Source organism: Croceitalea sp. MTPC6, from assembly GCF_036985525.1.
Taxonomy (GTDB): Bacteria; Bacteroidota; Bacteroidia; order Flavobacteriales; family Flavobacteriaceae; genus Croceitalea.
On sequence record NZ_BTGR01000001.1, the window covers coordinates 207307 to 223981 of the forward strand.

Consider the following 16675-nt stretch of genomic DNA (forward strand, 5'->3'; position numbering starts at 1 on the left):
GCAACTATAAGCAAAGCTAAAAATGCCAAAACTAGACCCAGTGACATAAATATTAATGATAAGATAAACCATCTATCAATATATTTTTTTACGTTTTTTTGGACACATCTGAAAGAAAATATTGGGGGTAATTTCGGACATAGGCTAGATTTATGTAGCAAATATAATAATATTGTAAGAAAAATACTACTATGTGTTGTTTTTATTTTAATTGACTAACTTTTATCTCTTTAAATAAGACTAATTTATTATGAAAAATATAATCTTAATTACATCAATTTTTATTTTCAATTCAATGTTTGCCCAAGAAAAAGTTTCATCATTGTTTAATGGTAAGAACTTGGATGGTTGGATTGTACATGGTACAGAAAAATGGTATGTTGAAAATGGTGAACTTGTGTGTGAAAGTGGACCAGAAAAGGCATACGGATATTTATCCACAGAAAAAAACTATGATGATTTTGAGTTATCATTAGAATTTAAACAAGAGGCTGATGGCAATAGTGGGGTGTTTATAAGGTCAACTTTTGAAGGAACCAAAGTCACCGGATGGCAGGCAGAGGTAGCTCCAACAGGTTTACATACAGGCGGCATTTATGAATCTTATGGTAGGGGTTGGCTTATTAAACCAGATTCTGGAAAAGATGCTATTTTAAAAATGAATCAGTGGAATACCATGAAGATTATAGCACATGGACCAAAAATAACTACTTACCTGAACGGAGTAGAAATGATTCATCTAGAAGATGAAAAAATTGGTGAGGGAAAAGGTTCCATTGCATTACAAATACATGATGGTGGAGGAATAAAGGTTAGATGGAGAAATATTACATTAAAGAAAATATAACCTAAACTAGTTTTTGTTCATTTCTTCCTTTCCCTTTAATGGGGTGACGATAAAGCTTTTAAATTCAACAGGTCCATGATCTCCTTGTAACATAAATGGTCCAGGTTCGCCCTCTTTACTATCTATAGCTCCTCCTGTGATTCCAGGTATTGTCTGATCTTTTATAATTGTCTTTCCGTTGGCTACTACAGTAACCCTGCGTCCAATTAAAGTAATCTCATATTTTTGCCACTCGTTTGCGGGTTTCGCCGCATTCTCATTAGGCTCTAAAAAGCCGTAGATTCCACCAAAATATATATCTGATGGTTCTAAGCCATAGTTGTCAGCAATTTGTACCTCATAGCGGCCTCTTAGATATATTCCACTGTTACTTCCCTTGGGAAATCTAAATTCCGTGACCAATTTAAAGTCTGTAAACTTTTTATCACTAATTAGATTGGCTCCAGAATTAGGGCTTGTTAAAATACCTTCTTTGATAAACCATTGATTTTCATTACGATCGGTATGCCAACCCTTAAGGTCTTTATTATTGAACAAATTTATTGGCGTCATCTCAATTGGGTTTTGAGTGTATGCCAGACTTGGTGCTTTTCTACCAGTCCAATTAACAGTAGACCCATCTGTGTAAATCATAGAGCCTTCTATGTTTCCATTTGAGTACATACCCTTAAACTTCATTTCTTGACCCTTGGGTTCCCATTGTCTAGGAATGGAGAAACTAAAACTGTTATCCTGAATTTTTACTTCTGAAATGGGTCTTGCGCTTCCAAAAGCAAATACAAAGCGCCCAACATAAGTGGCATGACCAGAGTGGCGAACCTCCAACCAAGAAGGTTCTGTTTTTCCTTCAAATTCCATTTCCAAATCCCATCTTCCTTCTATTGCATGGTGTTCTTGAGCATTTAAATTTGATAAAAAGAAGAGCAGTGTTACTAAAAAAACAAAGTAACTAGGTCTGGATTTAAAAGTCATTATATATTGGTTTGAATGAAATCACAAGATACTAAAACCGCAGTATTTAATTAGGTTACCACAAAAAGAATTACTCACAGCCTCCAGTGAATCCATTTGCACTAAATCTAGTCTGCACAGCACCTTGTTGTGCACTATTTGTAAGTTGAATTACAAGGTTGTTCTCACCACTACCGTCTCTTTTTGGAGTGCAATATTCAAATAAGTAAAAACTATTTGCTTGCTCAGAAACTCGTGCGGAAATTTGATTAAAAGTGGTTTCCAGTTCTGTCGCATTACTTGCAACGACGCTTGCTGTTTTTCCAATTTCTTCAAGAATTTGAGAGTCAATCTCATCGCCAAGACCAATAGTAAAGAAAGATATGTTCCTATTTGCATTATCAACTGCATTCAATGCGCTTTGTTCTGTAAACCTAGAAGCCTGGTCAGTCCCATCGGTAAAAAGTACTACTGAGGCTGCGCCTATAGCATTGTTTTGAGTGCTGCTCTGCAATAATTCCTCTGCAATATTTGTTGACTTTATTACTGCTCCGTATAAATCCGTGGAAGGGTCATTACTAATGTTCTCATCTATACCTTCAATCGCTGCTGTCAATTCTATTGTAGAAGAAGTCAATTCATTTAATAAGTGTAATTCATCTTCCCCATCAAACCAATAGATGGCCATTTTAAAGGAATCCATTTCAGGAGATGGCATTACATTGTTTACAAAACTTGTGGAAGCAACCTTAAGCTCTTCCAAGCTACTTTGCAACACAGAATTACTCAAATCCAAGACCAACAGCGTATTATTATTAAAAATTTGGGAGTTGGGTGAAATACGTGCAAAAGATTCTGAAGAAGATATTGTATTAAAACAATCGTCATTCCTTCCTTGCTCATAAATGGTAAACTGGTTAGCAGTTAACCCAGAAACCGGATTACCAAGATTATCACTCACCTTAAACAAAATTGAAACTTTTCCCGGAAGCGTGGTAAACTGTTCTTGAATGGAAAGAAGAAGTTCGTTCTCTCCAAAATTTAGACAGTCATCAGGTTCCTTACCTTCGCCAAGTTCACCTTGATTGAGGTCAAAGTTAACATCATCATCTGCATTTCCACAAGAAATAAAAAGGGTAAGACCGAATATAAGAATGGCGTAATTAAGGCATTTTTTCATTTTCAAAATTTTATGGTTCCTTTCTGCTTAACGAACAAATGGATGATAAATTATTTTGTAGGAGCATATTAGTTTTAAGGAAAAGTTAAAACGAAATCCCATCTGTTAAAAAAGAATTGATTAGCACAAATTTTGGTAACTTCAACAGTAATCCAGTAATTAATCAATTCAAAGACTTATGCCAACATTTCAAATTAAAGTCAACGGTGAATCCAAAACTGTGGATGTAGCTGCTGATACTCCTGTTTTATGGGTGCTACGAGATCATCTTGACCTTGTAGGCACTAAATTTGGTTGTGGAATTGGACAATGCGGGGCTTGTACCATACATGTGGACGGTACACCACTACGCAGTTGTTCCACAACACTTTCCCAAGTGGAAGGAAAGTCCATCACTACTATAGAAGGACTTTCAAAAGATGGAAAACATCCTGTCCAAGAAGCATGGGCCGAAGTAGATGTACCCCAGTGTGGTTATTGCCAAGCTGGGCAAATAATGACGGCTTCCGCATTTTTGGAAAATAACCCGAACCCTACAGAGGAAGAAATTGGAAATGCCATGCACGGTAATATCTGTAGATGTGCTTCCTATACTAGAATTCGTAAAGCAGTGGCAACAGCTGCAGAAAAAATGTCTTAAAAGAAACCCTTCAAAAAAACATCATGTCAACAACTCAAAAAAATACATTTAGCAGAAGGGCATTTATGCGAACTTCTACATTAGCTGGAGGGGGAATGCTCATTGGATTTAATCTTTTTCAGGCATGCAAACCAAAAGTTGTGCTTCCAATAGACTTATCCCAATTAGACTACAATGATTTTAACGCCTTTATCAAAATAGCGAATAACGGTGCAGTTACCCTATTCTCTCCAAACCCAGAAATAGGGCAAGGGGTAAAAACTTCTATGCCAATGATAATTGCTGAAGAACTGGATGTAGCATGGAAAAATGTCTTTGTTGAACAAGGAGTTCTGGACACAAAAAATTACACACGGCAAGTTGCTGGTGGCAGTCAATCCATTCGTTTTGGATGGGATGCATTAAGACAAACAGGAGCAACGGCTAAACAAATGCTGGTTAATGCCGCCGCTGCCCGTTGGGGTGTTGATGCTTCAACCTGTACCGTAAGTGAGGGAGTAATAACAAACGCTGCTGGAGAAACATTGGGTTATGGCGATGTAGTCAATGAAGCTGCCGTTCTAGAAGTTCCCGAAGATGTTGTGCTCAAAGAACCCAAAGATTATAAGATTATTGGTAAAGATGCCTTCAATGTTGATATCGATAAAATCACTACCGGAAAGCCATTGTTCGGATTGGATTACAAGGAGGAAGGAATGCTTTATGCGGCTGTAGCAAGACCTCCAGCATTTGGTCAAAAATTAGTTTCCTATGATGATTCTGAAGCTAGGAAGGTGCAAGGAGTGGTTGATGTAATCACTATCGGTGAAAAGGCCAGGGCCCATATGAATGGTGAAAATAGAAATTGGTCTGTCAAGCTGTCCGAAAGTGATAAAGTGGTCGTTATTGCCGAATCTACTTGGCAAGCAATGAAGGCAAAAAAGGCTTTGAAAATTATTTGGGAAGATTCTGTACTCGAAAGCACCGAACAACATGATGAAATTCTTATGGGGCTTTTAGATGGAGGAAACTTCAATACAATGCGTTCAGACGGGAATGTCCAAAAAGCCTTTGTAGAAGCTGATGAGATACTGGAACGCACCTATGAGTCACCTTTCTTACCTCATAACTGTATGGAACCCATGAATTTCTTTGCCAACGTTTCGGATGACAAAATTCATTTGGTTGGTCCTGTACAAACACCGGCTTCAGCAGCAGACACTGTTGCTGACATGCTAGGACGTGATGTCGCTGATATCCATTTAGAAATGACACGTATGGGTGGCGGTTTTGGAAGAAGGCTCTACGGAGATTTTGTCTATGAGGCAGCAGAAATATCAAACACTATCAGGAAACCTGTCAAATTGGTATCCTCACGAGAAGATGATATGAACACTGGTGTCTATAGACCAGCAATAAAATACAGAATCAAGGCTGCTGTAAAAGATGGAAAATTAACTGGATATCATTTAAAAGAAGCTGCTATCAATGATAACATGTATGGGCTTATCCCAAACTTTTTCCCAGCTGGAGCAATTGAGAACTATCAAGTGGATGTGGCCAATTACAAAAGCAATATTACTACTGGTGCATGGCGTGCTCCCTATACCAACTTTTTGGCCTATGCGGAACAAAGCTTTTTTGACGAATTGGCAGAATTGATGGAAGTGGATAAAATCCAATTTCGATTGGATTTGCTGGAAAAGGTTAAAGGAACTACCGATGACCGTATACAGTATGACCCAGAGAGAATGCAAAATTGTATTAAAACAGCAGTAGAAAAATCTGGATGGGGTCACAAACCAGAAGGTATTTATCAAGGCTTTGTCAATTACTATTGTCACAATACCCATGTAGCACAAGTAGCTGATGTAGCCATTGAAAATGGAACTGCTGTTGTAAAAAAGATTACTTGTGTTGTTGATTGTGGGATAGTTATAAACCCAACAGGTGCAATAAACCAAATTGAAGGGGGCATTATAGACGGTATAGGACATTCTATGTATGGAGATTTTGGTTTTGAAAACGGAGAACCTGTTGCCAAAAACTTTGATAAGTATCGTTTAATTAGAATGAACGAAGTTCCTGAGGTGGAGACACATTTAATCCAAAATGAATTATCGCCCACAGGGCTAGGAGAGCCTACGTTGCCCCCAGTAGGTGGGGCAATTGCGAATGCCTTTAAGGCGGCTACAGGTAAACGCCTCTACAAGCAACCATTCATTAAAACGCCGGAGCTATTAGAAGTTCCAGCTAAACAAATATTAGGATAATTATAATGACAATTTTATTATTTGGGGTTACCAAGGATATCGTTGGTAGCCCCTCCCTTTCTATACCTACTGCTAGTGTAACAGGCAGGACTATTCCAAAAAACGTAAAAGAACTACGTGATTTTTTGGGAAAGTCTTATCCTGAGCTTCAAAAACTTTCATCATTGGCCATTGCGGTCAACAATTCTTACGCTGAGGATGACCAAAAAATAAATTCTTATGACGAAATTGCATTGATTCCACCAGTGAGTGGAGGATAATACTAAAATATGCTTTTAGACAATCACAACAGACATATCAATTACTTAAGATTAGCGGTTACAGACAGATGTAATTTACGCTGTAACTATTGTATGCCTGCTGAAGGAATCAATTTTTCTAAAAAAGATAAACTTTTGTCCATAGAAGAGTTGGTTTCGTTGAGCACAATCTTGGTAGGACAGGGCATAGATAAAATTCGGATTACTGGTGGGGAACCATTTGTGAGAAAAGACCTTCTGGTGTTATTAAGGCACTTAAAGCAGTTAGATGGTCTAAAAGATATATCTGTTACCACAAATGCAACTTTAATAGGTCCTTATATTGATGAATTAAAAGTCTTGGGAATCAAAAATATCAATGTGAGTCTTGACGCGATTGATAAATCTACTTTTGAACAGATTACAAGAAGAGACCAGTACGATACGGTCCATGAAAATTTAATCCGATTGATTTCAGAAGGGTTCAATGTGCGTATTAATTTTATTGTTTTGGAAGAGCAAAACGAACAGGACATAATTCCTATTCTAGAGCTCATGAAACATTATCCAGTTTCGGTACGGTTTTTAGAAGAAATGCCATTTAATGGGGGAAGCAAGGAATTCAGCAAGATAAAATGGGATTATAAAGCCATTTTAAAACATATAGCCAATGCTTTTCCAAATTACGTAAAGCTGGAATCCCCCAAAACTTCTACTTCGATTAACTATCAGATTAAAAATCATAAAAGCACTTTTGGGTTGATTCCGTCTTTTAGCAGAACCTTCTGCGGTACTTGCAATAGATTACGATTAACTGCTACGGGAGATTTGATTACCTGTTTGTATGGAAAATCAAAAGCTAATCTTAGAGATTTATTACGTGCGGAAAGTTCTAAAGAAAAAATTGAAGAAGCTATCTTAAAAGCTTTAGGCACACGAGCTAAAACAGGCTTTGATGCGCAGCAAGAACATGCTTCAGTGTTTGATAGTTCCATGACCTCAATTGGAGGATAACGCAATTAGCCTTCTCAATGCGAAATGAAAAACCTAAAATATACGGACTGGTACTTTCTGGAGGTAAAAGCACTAGGATGGGCAAGGATAAAGGGTTGATTAAATATCATGATGTTCCACAAAGGGAATATATGTATCAACTTCTAGGAGGAATCTGTGATAAAACATTCCTTAGTGTTAGGAATGAGCAAGAAAAGGAACTTAGGGATAATTTTGACTATATAGTGGACAAAAATGAATATAGAGGTCCATTAAACGGTATCTTGAGTGCTCATGCTGAATTCCCAGATGTTGCGTGGCTGGTTTTAGCGTGTGATTTACCGCTATTAAATAAAGAAAATATTAAAGAGCTTGTTTCGCAAAGAAATCTTGGAAAAGTGGCCACGGCTTTTGCCACCAATAAAACCAAATTGCCAGAACCTTTAATAGCTATATGGGAACCATCTGGTTTGGACAAAGCAATTACCTACATGGAAACATCGAAAAGTTCTTGTCCAAGAAAATTTTTGATAAATTCCGAGATAAAACTAGTATACCCAAAAAATGACGAGGTTTTATATAATGCAAATTCTATAGAAGAGTATAAGTATGCAACCAAGCAGATAGTTCAATGAGCAAAACAGAAAGATTCATAAGACAAACAAAACTATCAAGCTTTGGTGTAGATAACCAATCTAAACTATATGTAAATCAAGTATTAATAGTTGGACTTGGAGGATTAGGACTTCCTATTGCCCAATACTTAAACGCAATGGGAGTGGGGACACTAGGTTTAATAGACCAAGATGTGGTGGAATTGCACAATTTACAACGTCAAGTATTATATTCTGAAGCCGATATTGGTAAGTCTAAATTGGAGGTAACAAAACAGAAATTGGAAGCGCAAAATTCCAATACAAATATTAAATCCTATGACTTATTTTTGACCAAAGAAAATGCTATAACTATCATCAAAGATTTTGATGTGATTGTAGATGCAACGGATAACTTTGCTACAAGATATCTAATTAATGATGCCTGTGTTATTCTCAACAAACCTTTTGTCTATGGCGCTTTACATGCTTTTGAAGGACAGGTAAGTGTGTTTAATTACAATAACGGTCCTACTTACCGCTGTTTGTTTCCGACAATGCCAAACGCTCACGAAATTCCAAATTGTAATCAAAATGGGGTTTTGGGGGTTTTGCCTGGTATTATTGGCACCTTACAAGCTTTAGAGGTAGTGAAAATTATTACTGGAGTAGGAGAGGTGCTGTCGGGAAAATTACTGTTATTTGATGGTCTCACGCAGTCTACACAAAAAGTTAGTTTTAACAAAAAGGGTATACATAAAAATATAAGAAAGCTTCAAGATGATTACGGGTTTACTGGTTGTGAAGTAGTACCAACAGTAAGTCCGTTAGAATTTAGAGATATACAAAAAATTGAAGAAGTAGTACTAATTGATGTTCGAAACCCAGATGAGTTTGATACGAAACATTTAAAGAGCGCTATTAACATTCCGCTTTCAGAATTAAATACATCAATGGATAAAATTAACTTTAATAAAAACATCTATCTTATTTGTCAATCTGGGAAGCGAAGCGAAATAGCTTTAAAACAATTGACATCTGAATATCCCCACTCTTCAATTTATCATATTTTAGGGGGTATGAATGAAATGGCTTCAGTATGTTCCTAGAAATTAGTGAATTATCTGGATTGATGCTTATTTTCTTTTTTGTAGCCCTTTTTTATGCATCAGTAGGTTTTGGAGGTGGCTCAAGTTATCTAGCTCTACTAACGCTTTTTATAACTAGCTTTTTTGTGATACGTAGTGTTGCCTTGTTGTGCAATCTTATGGTGGTTTCTGGCAGCTGCTACTTATTTTTTAAAAAAGGTCATTTGGAATTTAAGAAATTCTTACCCTTTATTGTTACCAGCATTCCATTAGCTTTTATTGGTGCTTCTTTTCGACTTAGTGAAGCAATATTTTTTAGTATTCTTGGGGTTACGCTCATTATATCAGCAGTAGCGTTAATTATTCAGAGTATTCAACTTAAATCAAATTATGTCTCTGTAAAATACCCAAAATACACTTCCTATCTATTAGGAGGGGTTATAGGGTTGCTATCCGGTCTGGTTGGCATTGGAGGTGGAATATTTTTAGCCCCAATCCTAAACCATTTAAAATGGGAGAAACCAATTACCATAGCCGCCTTGGCAAGTTTTTTTATTTTGGTCAATTCAGTTTCTGGATTAACAGGATTAATGGTAAATGGTACTTTGGAGCTTTTTTGGCCAGAGATAATAGGACTATTGTTGGCAGTGTTTGTTGGCGGGCAAATAGGAGTAAGGCTAACTTTGAGTAAGTTTTCCGGTAAGCGAATACGTATATTAACCGCTATTTTAGTATTATTTGTTGGCGTACGAGTATTATTAAACAATGGTTTACAAATCAATTTTTTCTCATGATTGCATTTGAAGAGGCAATAAGTCTAGTTTTAGATACTTGCAAAGGTTTTGGGGTTGAACAGGTACCTCTTAAAGAATCTTTTGGAAGAGTATTAGCTGAGGACATATTTGCCGATAGGGATTTTCCACCTTTTCATAGAGCAACTAAGGACGGTATTGCCATAAATTATGACGCCATAACAAAGAGCTTAGAAGAATTTAGGATTATTGATATTGCCGCTGCTGGCTCTCCTCAAAAGGAGTTGTTAGATTTCTCTTGCTGTATAGAAATCATGACAGGAGCTGTACTTCCCTTAAGTGCAGATACCGTTATCATGTATGAACACCTTAAAATTAAAGGTGAGGACGCTGTAGTACAAAAACCCGTTAAAAAAGGACAAAATATACATAGAAAGGGGAGTGATGAACCAAAAGGTACTACTGTACTAAAAGTTGGAAAAAAAATTACAGCTGCTGAAATAGGTGTTCTGGCATCGGTAGGTAAGTCAGAAGTATTGGTAAAAAAGAACCCTAAGGTATGTTTAGTTTCTACTGGAGATGAATTAGTGGATGTTATTGAAACTCCAATGGCGCACCAAATACGGAAATCCAACGTACACACGATTGAAGCTACACTCCTACGAGAAGGTATACGCTCTGAATCTGTTCATATTAAAGACGATAAAGAAATTACAAAAAGTAAGCTTATACAGCTCCTAAATAATTTTGACGTACTGCTTTTAAGTGGTGGCGTATCCAAAGGAAAATATGATTATCTGCCCGAAGTCCTTGAAGATATAGGGGTTGAAAAAGTCTTTCATAAAGTAAAACAACGCCCTGGCAAACCCTTTTGGTTTGGTCAGCATAAAGAAAAGGAAGTGACAGTTTTCGCTTTCCCTGGCAACCCAGCTTCAACATTTGCCAATTATCATGTCTATTTTATTCCATGGCTTAACAAATGTTTAGGATTGTCAACTATTGAATTTACCGTAATTTTAGAAGAGGCTTTTGAAAACAGTACCGATTTAACACGTTTTATAAGAGCTAAGGCTAGAATTGTGGCAGGAAAACTAAAATGTAATCTAATTCTCGGTAATGGATCGGGAGATTTAACCAGCTTATCAAAGGCAAATGGCTTTGTACTGTTGAAATCTAATAAAGAATATAAAAGTGGAGCTATTGTTCCATTTATTGCAACACGTAGTATTCTCTAAATGACACATGAATTAAAGAAAATCATCAGTGCATATCAGAACGCAAAAACTAATGGAATAGCTTCAGTTTTAGCTACCGTAGTTTCATTGGACGGCTCATCCTATCGTAGACCAGGCGTAAGAATGCTAATTCATGAAAATGGAAAAATGGCAGGAGCAGTTAGCGGTGGTTGCGTTGAAAAAGAAGTATTGAGACAAGCTGACAGTGTATTCAAGACTTCAATTCCAAAGATAATGACGTATGATGGAAGGTATCGTTTAGGCTGTGAAGGTATTTTATACATTTTATTGGAGCTATTTGAACCAGATGACTTATTTGTATCAAAGTTCTGGGAAGCAATTGAAAGTCGGATTCCACTTCGAATAGAAAGCACTTATCAAAAGGAACATTTAGAAGGGTTTCAATTTGGGTCCTACTTTATATTCAATAGTGAAAAACATGTTGTACGCAAGGGTTTTGATGCACAAAAGAGTGATTTGACTTTTGTTCAAGAACTAAATCCATGTTTTAAATTGATAATAATCGGTGCTGAACACGATGCAGTCCAATTATGTTCCTATGCAGCAATGACCGGTTGGGAAGTTTCTATAGTAGCCAATCCCAAAGAAGAAAAATCGATACAAGATTTCCCTGGAGCAACACATTTTATAAATGTTGAAGCAGAATCCTTTAATGCAGATGTGGATATGCAAACCGCGGTGGTATTGATGACACATAGTTTTGTGAAAGACTTACAGTTTTTGGACAAATTAAAACATGTAAATCCTGCCTACTTGGGTGTATTGGGCCCACTTAAACGGAGGGAAAAATTGTTAAGTGACTTATTGGAAAGAGATATCAGTATTTCAGAAGCCTTTATTGACAGTATTCATGGTCCTGCTGGGCTTGATATTGGAGCGGAAACACCTCAAGAAATTGCTATTGCAGTTATTGCAGAAATTTTAGCTGTAATACATAAACGCACTCCCATACATCTTAAAGAAAGGGAAGGAAGAATCCATATTTGATGGGGAAAGAGAAGGATAATATCGCTGTTTTAATATTAGCAGCTGGTGCTTCAACCAGAATGGGTAAGATTAAGCAGTTACTGCCTTGGAGAAACAGTACATTGTTAGAGCATGCTGTTCAACAAGCGAATCAGGTTTCCAAAGATATATTTGTTGTTTTGGGTGCAAACGCAAATGAGATAGAACAAAAAGTTCCCAATAATGTCGACATTATACATAATCCAAATTGGAAAGAAGGCATGGGGAGTTCTATTTCCTGTGGTGTTTCTACGATTGAAAGTAAAGAACGATTTAGAGCCATATTGATTATGTTAGCGGATCAACCTCTAATTGACCCAGACTACCTTGTCAAAATGTTAACAAGTTACGATTCAAATAACTATAAAATTATAGCAACAAGCTATGGTGTTAGTAATGGTGTACCAGCTATTTTTAGTAAATCGGTTTTTGTGGAGTTAAAAAAACTCAACAAAGACTACGGTGCAAGAAAATTAATGGAGCGTTACTCCTACACTCTAAAAGCCATTGACCCTAAGGGTAAAGAAATCGATATTGACACCCCAGAAACATATGAATTCTTAAAACAAGGGAATAATCAATCTAAAATCATCAAAAAATGAAGTATACATTACATTTAATCTTAATCCTCTTTGCAATTCAATTCAATGCACATGCCCAAGAAATGAGTTTTGAAGAATATAGTCCAAAATCCACTCTTGTTGTACCTGAAAACCCGGTTTCAAAGGCAAAATTTAAGTTTATAGATGTACATAGTCACCAGTTTCGAATGGCTGAGCAAGATTTATCCCAATTAATCTCAGATATGGATAAATTAAATGAAGGCATTATGGTGAATCTTAGTGGTGGATCTGGCGATGGGCTTAGGGCCATGCTCAAAAACGTAAATGACAATTACCCAAATCGTTTTGCTGTATTTGCAAATATAAATTTTAATGGTGTTGGTAATGAAGGATGGGGAGAACAAGCTGCAGCACAGCTAGAGGCCGATGTAAAAGCTGGGGCAAAAGGACTTAAAATCTATAAAAGTTTGGGTCTGCGCAACAAAGACATAAATGGCAACCGGATAGCAATAGACGATTCTAGATTAGACCTCATTTGGACTAAATGTGGTGAATTGGGTATTCCAGTATTGATTCATGCGGCAGACCCCAAATCCTTTTGGGATGATATGAACAGTGATAATGAACGTTGGTTAGAACTAAAGACGAGACCCAGAAGAAAACGTTCCGCTACAAACCCGGCCCCATGGCAACAAATAATTGATGAGCAACACCGAATGTTCAAAAAACACCCAAAAACTAAGTTTATCAATGCCCATATGGGCTGGTATGCCAATAACCTTAAAAAGTTAGCAAAGTTGTTGGATGAAATGCCAAATATGTCCGTAGGTATCGGTGCTATTATTTCAGAGCTTGGTAGACAGCCAAGACAAGCAAAAGCATTTTTCATTAAATATCAAGACCGTATCCTATTTGGAAAAGACAGTTGGAAACCTGAAGAGTTTCCAACTTATTTTAGAGTTTTAGAAACGGCGGACGAGTATTTCCCATATTACAAAAAATACCATGCGTTTTGGGCCATGTATGGCTTAGATTTACCAGATGAAGTTCTGCGCAAGGTATATTATAAAAATGCCTTAAAACTTATCCCAGGGCTAGATAAAAGCTTATTCAAATAAAAAACCATAATGACCGACCTGAATTTTCCTATTTCATTTGATTTTAACATTACAACTTTATCCAATGACTTTACTGCTAAAGATGCTAATGGCAAAGTAATTGCTTATGTACGTCAAAAAATGTTCAAGCTAAAAGAAGATATAGAAGTTTTCTCCAATGAAACAAAAACACAAGTGAATTATCACATCAAAGCGGATAAATGGATTGATTTTTCCACAGCATACAGTTTTACTGATAGTTCAGATAAAGAACTGGGCAAAGTCGCCCGTAAAGGTTGGGCTTCCTTATGGAAAGCTAACTATGACATCATAGACCAGCACCAAAAACCACAATATAAAATTCGCGAAGAGAATGCATGGGTAAAAGTTGCAGATGGCCTTTTGGGGCAAATACCTATTCTAAACTTTTTTACCGGATATTTATTCAATCCGAGCTATATAGTACTTGATAAGCAAGAACAAATAGTGGTGCGTTTAAAAAAAGAAGCCTCTTTTTTTGGGCGAAAGTTTCAAATCTCTCAGGTAAAACCAACAGATGCAGATGACGACCATCGTATTATGCTGAGTTTAATGATGCTTGTTTTGTTGGAAAGAAGAAGGGGATAGAGATCTATGTTCTTATTAAGAATCATGAATTTCCCCATTTGTTCTTTAGATAGTCCAATACTGTCATCCAGTTCATTTTTAGAATAAGGGCAGCCGTGGGAAGGTTATCTTCCTCAATTGCTCTTAAAACTCCTTCATTTTGATTGTCTATGGTTTCATAAAATGTTGCATCATCAAAATATAACTGCTCATAAAACAGGATTCTTGTTTTCAATTTTTTAAGGATGCTTTTTAAGATAACATTATCACAGGCTTCTACCAAAGTCTCATGAAATTCTAGCCTTGTTGTTAGTCTAGCTTTTGGCATATGTGTTTGCTGTAACCGTAATTGAAGGTTTTTTAGTTTATATTTTAATTCTGAACTAAATGTGGATGAATCCAATGCGATTACCTCTAGCTGTGCAACAGTGTTATACAAGTCAATAGCTTCTGTTAGGGATAATTCGTTAATGATAAACCCCCTGTTGGGAATAGCTTTTACAATGTCCGATTCTTCAAGCTGAGTAAGTGCTTCACGTATAGGTGTGACACTTACATTGAGCTTTCTTGCTAGTGCCGCCAAATTAATGGTCTTGCCAATTTTATGATGCCCCAGTTTTATTTGTGTTAAAAGATAGGTCTTGATGTCATCACGTAGAATAATTTTACCGTCCATAGGACTATATAATCTTATTGTCTAAGTGTGTACATAAAACTTTGAAAGCCAGGAAGGTCTTCCCCTAAATTTAATACTAACGTACCGTTTTCAATTTGTAAAGCAGAAAATTCTGGATTATCTTCAAAAGTGATTTCGTTTTCATCGGAAAACCATTCACCGTTTGCAACTACGTTACCCGAACATGCTACATTAAATTGTCCATTTGTTATTGTAGTGACCTGTAAACTGGTTTGTTCCAATGACCATAGTAAGTCCCCATCGATAAGGAGTTCACCTGATATGCAGTCAAGCTCATCCAAAAGATTGGTTGAGGCCATACCATCTTCATTAATGTCTTGTGCAGGATTTACATTAATCTCAGTTAAGTCCCAAAGACCAATAACATCAAAGTTTGGTGGCGGAACACCGTCATCATTAGTTATATTACATGAAATCAATGTAGTGAGCAGCGTGATAAGTGGCAAAATTCTTTTCATATCATTTTTAACTTTAAAGCTCTAATATCATACTTTTTATTCACAAAAAACAAATTCTATATCTTATAATTTTATAAGTAGATTCAATAAACATTCGTTATTTTTATTAAAACTATACTTAATTTTTTTGAATGAGAAATCTCATACGTCACATAATAATTATCATTAATATTTTAGTATTTCTAAATGTTGAATGCGCTAAGGTTTATTCCCAGAAATTAGAAAGACATACTTATATCATAGGTGATGCCCTACCAGATGCTCCTGAACTAGCCCTGCGTGGTAATTTTGGTGTAGGAGTGCGTACAATTGATTTAATCAACAAAAATCAATTGGACATTCTCAACATTAAAGATGGTATGGCCCCAATATATAATAGACCTATTACTATCGAAGTCTGGTATCCGGCCAAAATTCCTGAAGGGACGAATGAGATAGAGAATTATATCCAAGTACTCGGCAGAAAAGGAGTTGACAATAGGCCTGTTATTCCATTTGAATTTAAGGGTAGAGCTTTGAGATCAGCTGAGATTGTAGATTCTGAAGGACTTTTCCCATTAATAATTCTTTCCCACGGATATGTCGGATCACGCTTTTTGTTCACTTATTTAGCAGAAAATCTCGCCTCCAAGGGATATGTGGTTGTTTCTATAGATCATACCGATTCCACGTATAAAGATGCAGCTAATTTTACGAGCACGTTAGTTAACCGATCTTTAGATCAATTATTTGTTTTAAACGAAATTACAAGATTGTCTTCATTACAAAGCAATCATTTTTTATCAGGAATGGTCAATACTGACCAAACCGGTCTGGTAGGTTACTCCATGGGAGGTTATGGAGGTCTTAATACATGCGGGGCAGGTTATAGTCAGAATGCAGTTGACTTTTATAAGAAAATGACCGGAGGAAATACTGCATTGGATAATCGTATGATGGGAAGTTCTTTATACCAAGGTTTTGTTGACAAACGAATAAAAGCTTTTGTTGCCTTAGCTCCATGGGGTATGGCAAATCAGGTTTGGGATTTGAAAGGATTGTCAGGGCTTAAAATTCCAACATTTTTTGTTTCGGGTAGCCAAGATGATATTTCAAAGTATGAAAATGGAGTGAAAGCAATATATGAAGGGGCGATTAATAGTGATCGATATTTACTTACCTTCATCAATGCTAGGCATAATGTTGCACCTAACCCTCCAGTTGACCAAACTATGAAGCCAGGTTTAGATATCAACGAGTATTTGAGGTACGCGGATTCGGTGTGGGATATGAGAAGAATAAACAATATTAATCAACATTTCATAACAGCATTTTTTGGATTACATCTTAAGAATAAGGAAGATTTCATAAACTATTTAAGGGTTTCAAAAGATGCTAATACAGGAAATTGGAAGGGTTTTAAACCAAGAACATCAATAGGTATGGAAATGAGGTATGCCCAACCGGAAGAAAAATAAG

At 36.5% G+C, this 16675-nt stretch carries 18 protein-coding genes; 14 read left to right on the forward strand and 4 right to left on the reverse strand.

Annotated features, from left to right (window positions below; translation table 11 throughout):
* Positions 1-250: 250 nt before the first annotated feature.
* Positions 251-847 (forward strand): 3-keto-disaccharide hydrolase, encoded by a 597-nt coding sequence (locus AACP56_RS00985; RefSeq protein ID WP_339334404.1) that lies wholly within the window; start codon positions 251-253, stop codon positions 845-847.
* Positions 848-853: 6 nt separating this feature from the next.
* Here the strand turns inward: AACP56_RS00985 and AACP56_RS00990 are convergent, their stop codons facing one another.
* Complete coding sequence (locus AACP56_RS00990; protein WP_339334402.1) at positions 854-1819, reverse strand: 3-keto-disaccharide hydrolase; 966 nt, start codon at positions 1817-1819, stop codon at positions 854-856.
* 70 nt (positions 1820-1889) lie between these two features.
* On the reverse strand, positions 1890-2978 hold the full coding sequence (locus tag AACP56_RS00995; protein ID WP_339334400.1) for a vWA domain-containing protein: 1089 nt from the start codon (positions 2976-2978) through the stop codon (positions 1890-1892).
* 178 nt (positions 2979-3156) lie between these two features.
* Between AACP56_RS00995 and AACP56_RS01000 the strand changes: the two genes are divergently transcribed.
* The 12 genes from AACP56_RS01000 to AACP56_RS01055 are packed head-to-tail and all read left to right on the forward strand — an operon-like array spanning position 3157 to position 14083.
* Positions 3157-3618, forward strand: coding sequence for a (2Fe-2S)-binding protein (locus AACP56_RS01000; protein WP_339334398.1), 462 nt, complete (start codon positions 3157-3159; stop codon positions 3616-3618).
* A 23-nt stretch (positions 3619-3641) separates the two neighbouring features.
* The gene (locus tag AACP56_RS01005; protein ID WP_339334396.1) at positions 3642-5870 is read left to right on the forward strand and encodes a xanthine dehydrogenase family protein molybdopterin-binding subunit; all 2229 of its coding nucleotides are present in this window, start codon (positions 3642-3644) and stop codon (positions 5868-5870) included.
* Between the two features lie 5 nt (positions 5871-5875).
* Entirely contained in the window at positions 5876-6130 is a 255-nt protein-coding gene (locus AACP56_RS01010; protein WP_339334394.1) for a MoaD/ThiS family protein, read from the forward strand.
* Between the two features lie 9 nt (positions 6131-6139).
* Positions 6140-7123, forward strand: coding sequence for a GTP 3',8-cyclase MoaA (gene moaA, locus AACP56_RS01015; protein ID WP_339334392.1), 984 nt, complete (start codon positions 6140-6142; stop codon positions 7121-7123).
* 17 nt (positions 7124-7140) lie between these two features.
* Positions 7141-7737, forward strand: a complete 597-nt coding sequence (locus AACP56_RS01020) for an NTP transferase domain-containing protein (RefSeq protein ID WP_339334390.1) — start codon at positions 7141-7143, stop codon at positions 7735-7737.
* Positions 7734-8804, forward strand: a complete 1071-nt coding sequence (locus AACP56_RS01025) for a HesA/MoeB/ThiF family protein (protein WP_339334388.1) — start codon at positions 7734-7736, stop codon at positions 8802-8804. Before AACP56_RS01020 ends, AACP56_RS01025 begins: the two co-directional genes overlap by 4 nt.
* Positions 8795-9577, forward strand: coding sequence for a sulfite exporter TauE/SafE family protein (locus tag AACP56_RS01030; RefSeq protein ID WP_339334386.1), 783 nt, complete (start codon positions 8795-8797; stop codon positions 9575-9577). Before AACP56_RS01025 ends, AACP56_RS01030 begins: the two co-directional genes overlap by 10 nt.
* Entirely contained in the window at positions 9574-10770 is a 1197-nt protein-coding gene (locus tag AACP56_RS01035; RefSeq protein ID WP_339334384.1) for a molybdopterin molybdotransferase MoeA, read from the forward strand. The genes AACP56_RS01030 and AACP56_RS01035 overlap by 4 nt, the downstream gene beginning before the upstream one ends.
* Positions 10771-11778 (forward strand): XdhC family protein, encoded by a 1008-nt coding sequence (locus AACP56_RS01040; protein WP_339334382.1) that lies wholly within the window; start codon positions 10771-10773, stop codon positions 11776-11778.
* The gene (locus tag AACP56_RS01045) at positions 11778-12398 is read left to right on the forward strand and encodes a nucleotidyltransferase family protein (protein WP_339334380.1); all 621 of its coding nucleotides are present in this window, start codon (positions 11778-11780) and stop codon (positions 12396-12398) included. Before AACP56_RS01040 ends, AACP56_RS01045 begins: the two co-directional genes overlap by 1 nt.
* Entirely contained in the window at positions 12395-13477 is a 1083-nt protein-coding gene (locus AACP56_RS01050; RefSeq protein WP_339334378.1) for an amidohydrolase family protein, read from the forward strand. Before AACP56_RS01045 ends, AACP56_RS01050 begins: the two co-directional genes overlap by 4 nt.
* A 9-nt stretch (positions 13478-13486) precedes the next feature.
* Positions 13487-14083 (forward strand): hypothetical protein, encoded by a 597-nt coding sequence (locus tag AACP56_RS01055; protein ID WP_339334375.1) that lies wholly within the window; start codon positions 13487-13489, stop codon positions 14081-14083.
* A 22-nt stretch (positions 14084-14105) separates the two neighbouring features.
* On the opposite strand, the gene AACP56_RS01060 is transcribed toward AACP56_RS01055, so the two are convergent.
* A complete protein-coding gene (locus tag AACP56_RS01060; RefSeq protein ID WP_339334373.1) occupies positions 14106-14738 on the reverse strand; it encodes a GntR family transcriptional regulator in 633 nt (210 codons plus the stop codon).
* Between the two features lie 14 nt (positions 14739-14752).
* On the reverse strand, positions 14753-15217 hold the full coding sequence (locus AACP56_RS01065) for a hypothetical protein (protein WP_339334371.1): 465 nt from the start codon (positions 15215-15217) through the stop codon (positions 14753-14755).
* 131 nt (positions 15218-15348) lie between these two features.
* On the opposite strand from AACP56_RS01065, the gene AACP56_RS01070 reads away from it, so the two are divergent.
* Positions 15349-16674 carry an alpha/beta hydrolase family protein gene (locus AACP56_RS01070; RefSeq protein WP_339334369.1) on the forward strand — a complete coding sequence of 442 codons (1326 nt, stop codon included), beginning with the start codon at positions 15349-15351 and terminating at the stop codon, positions 16672-16674.
* Position 16675: the final 1 nt, after the last annotated feature.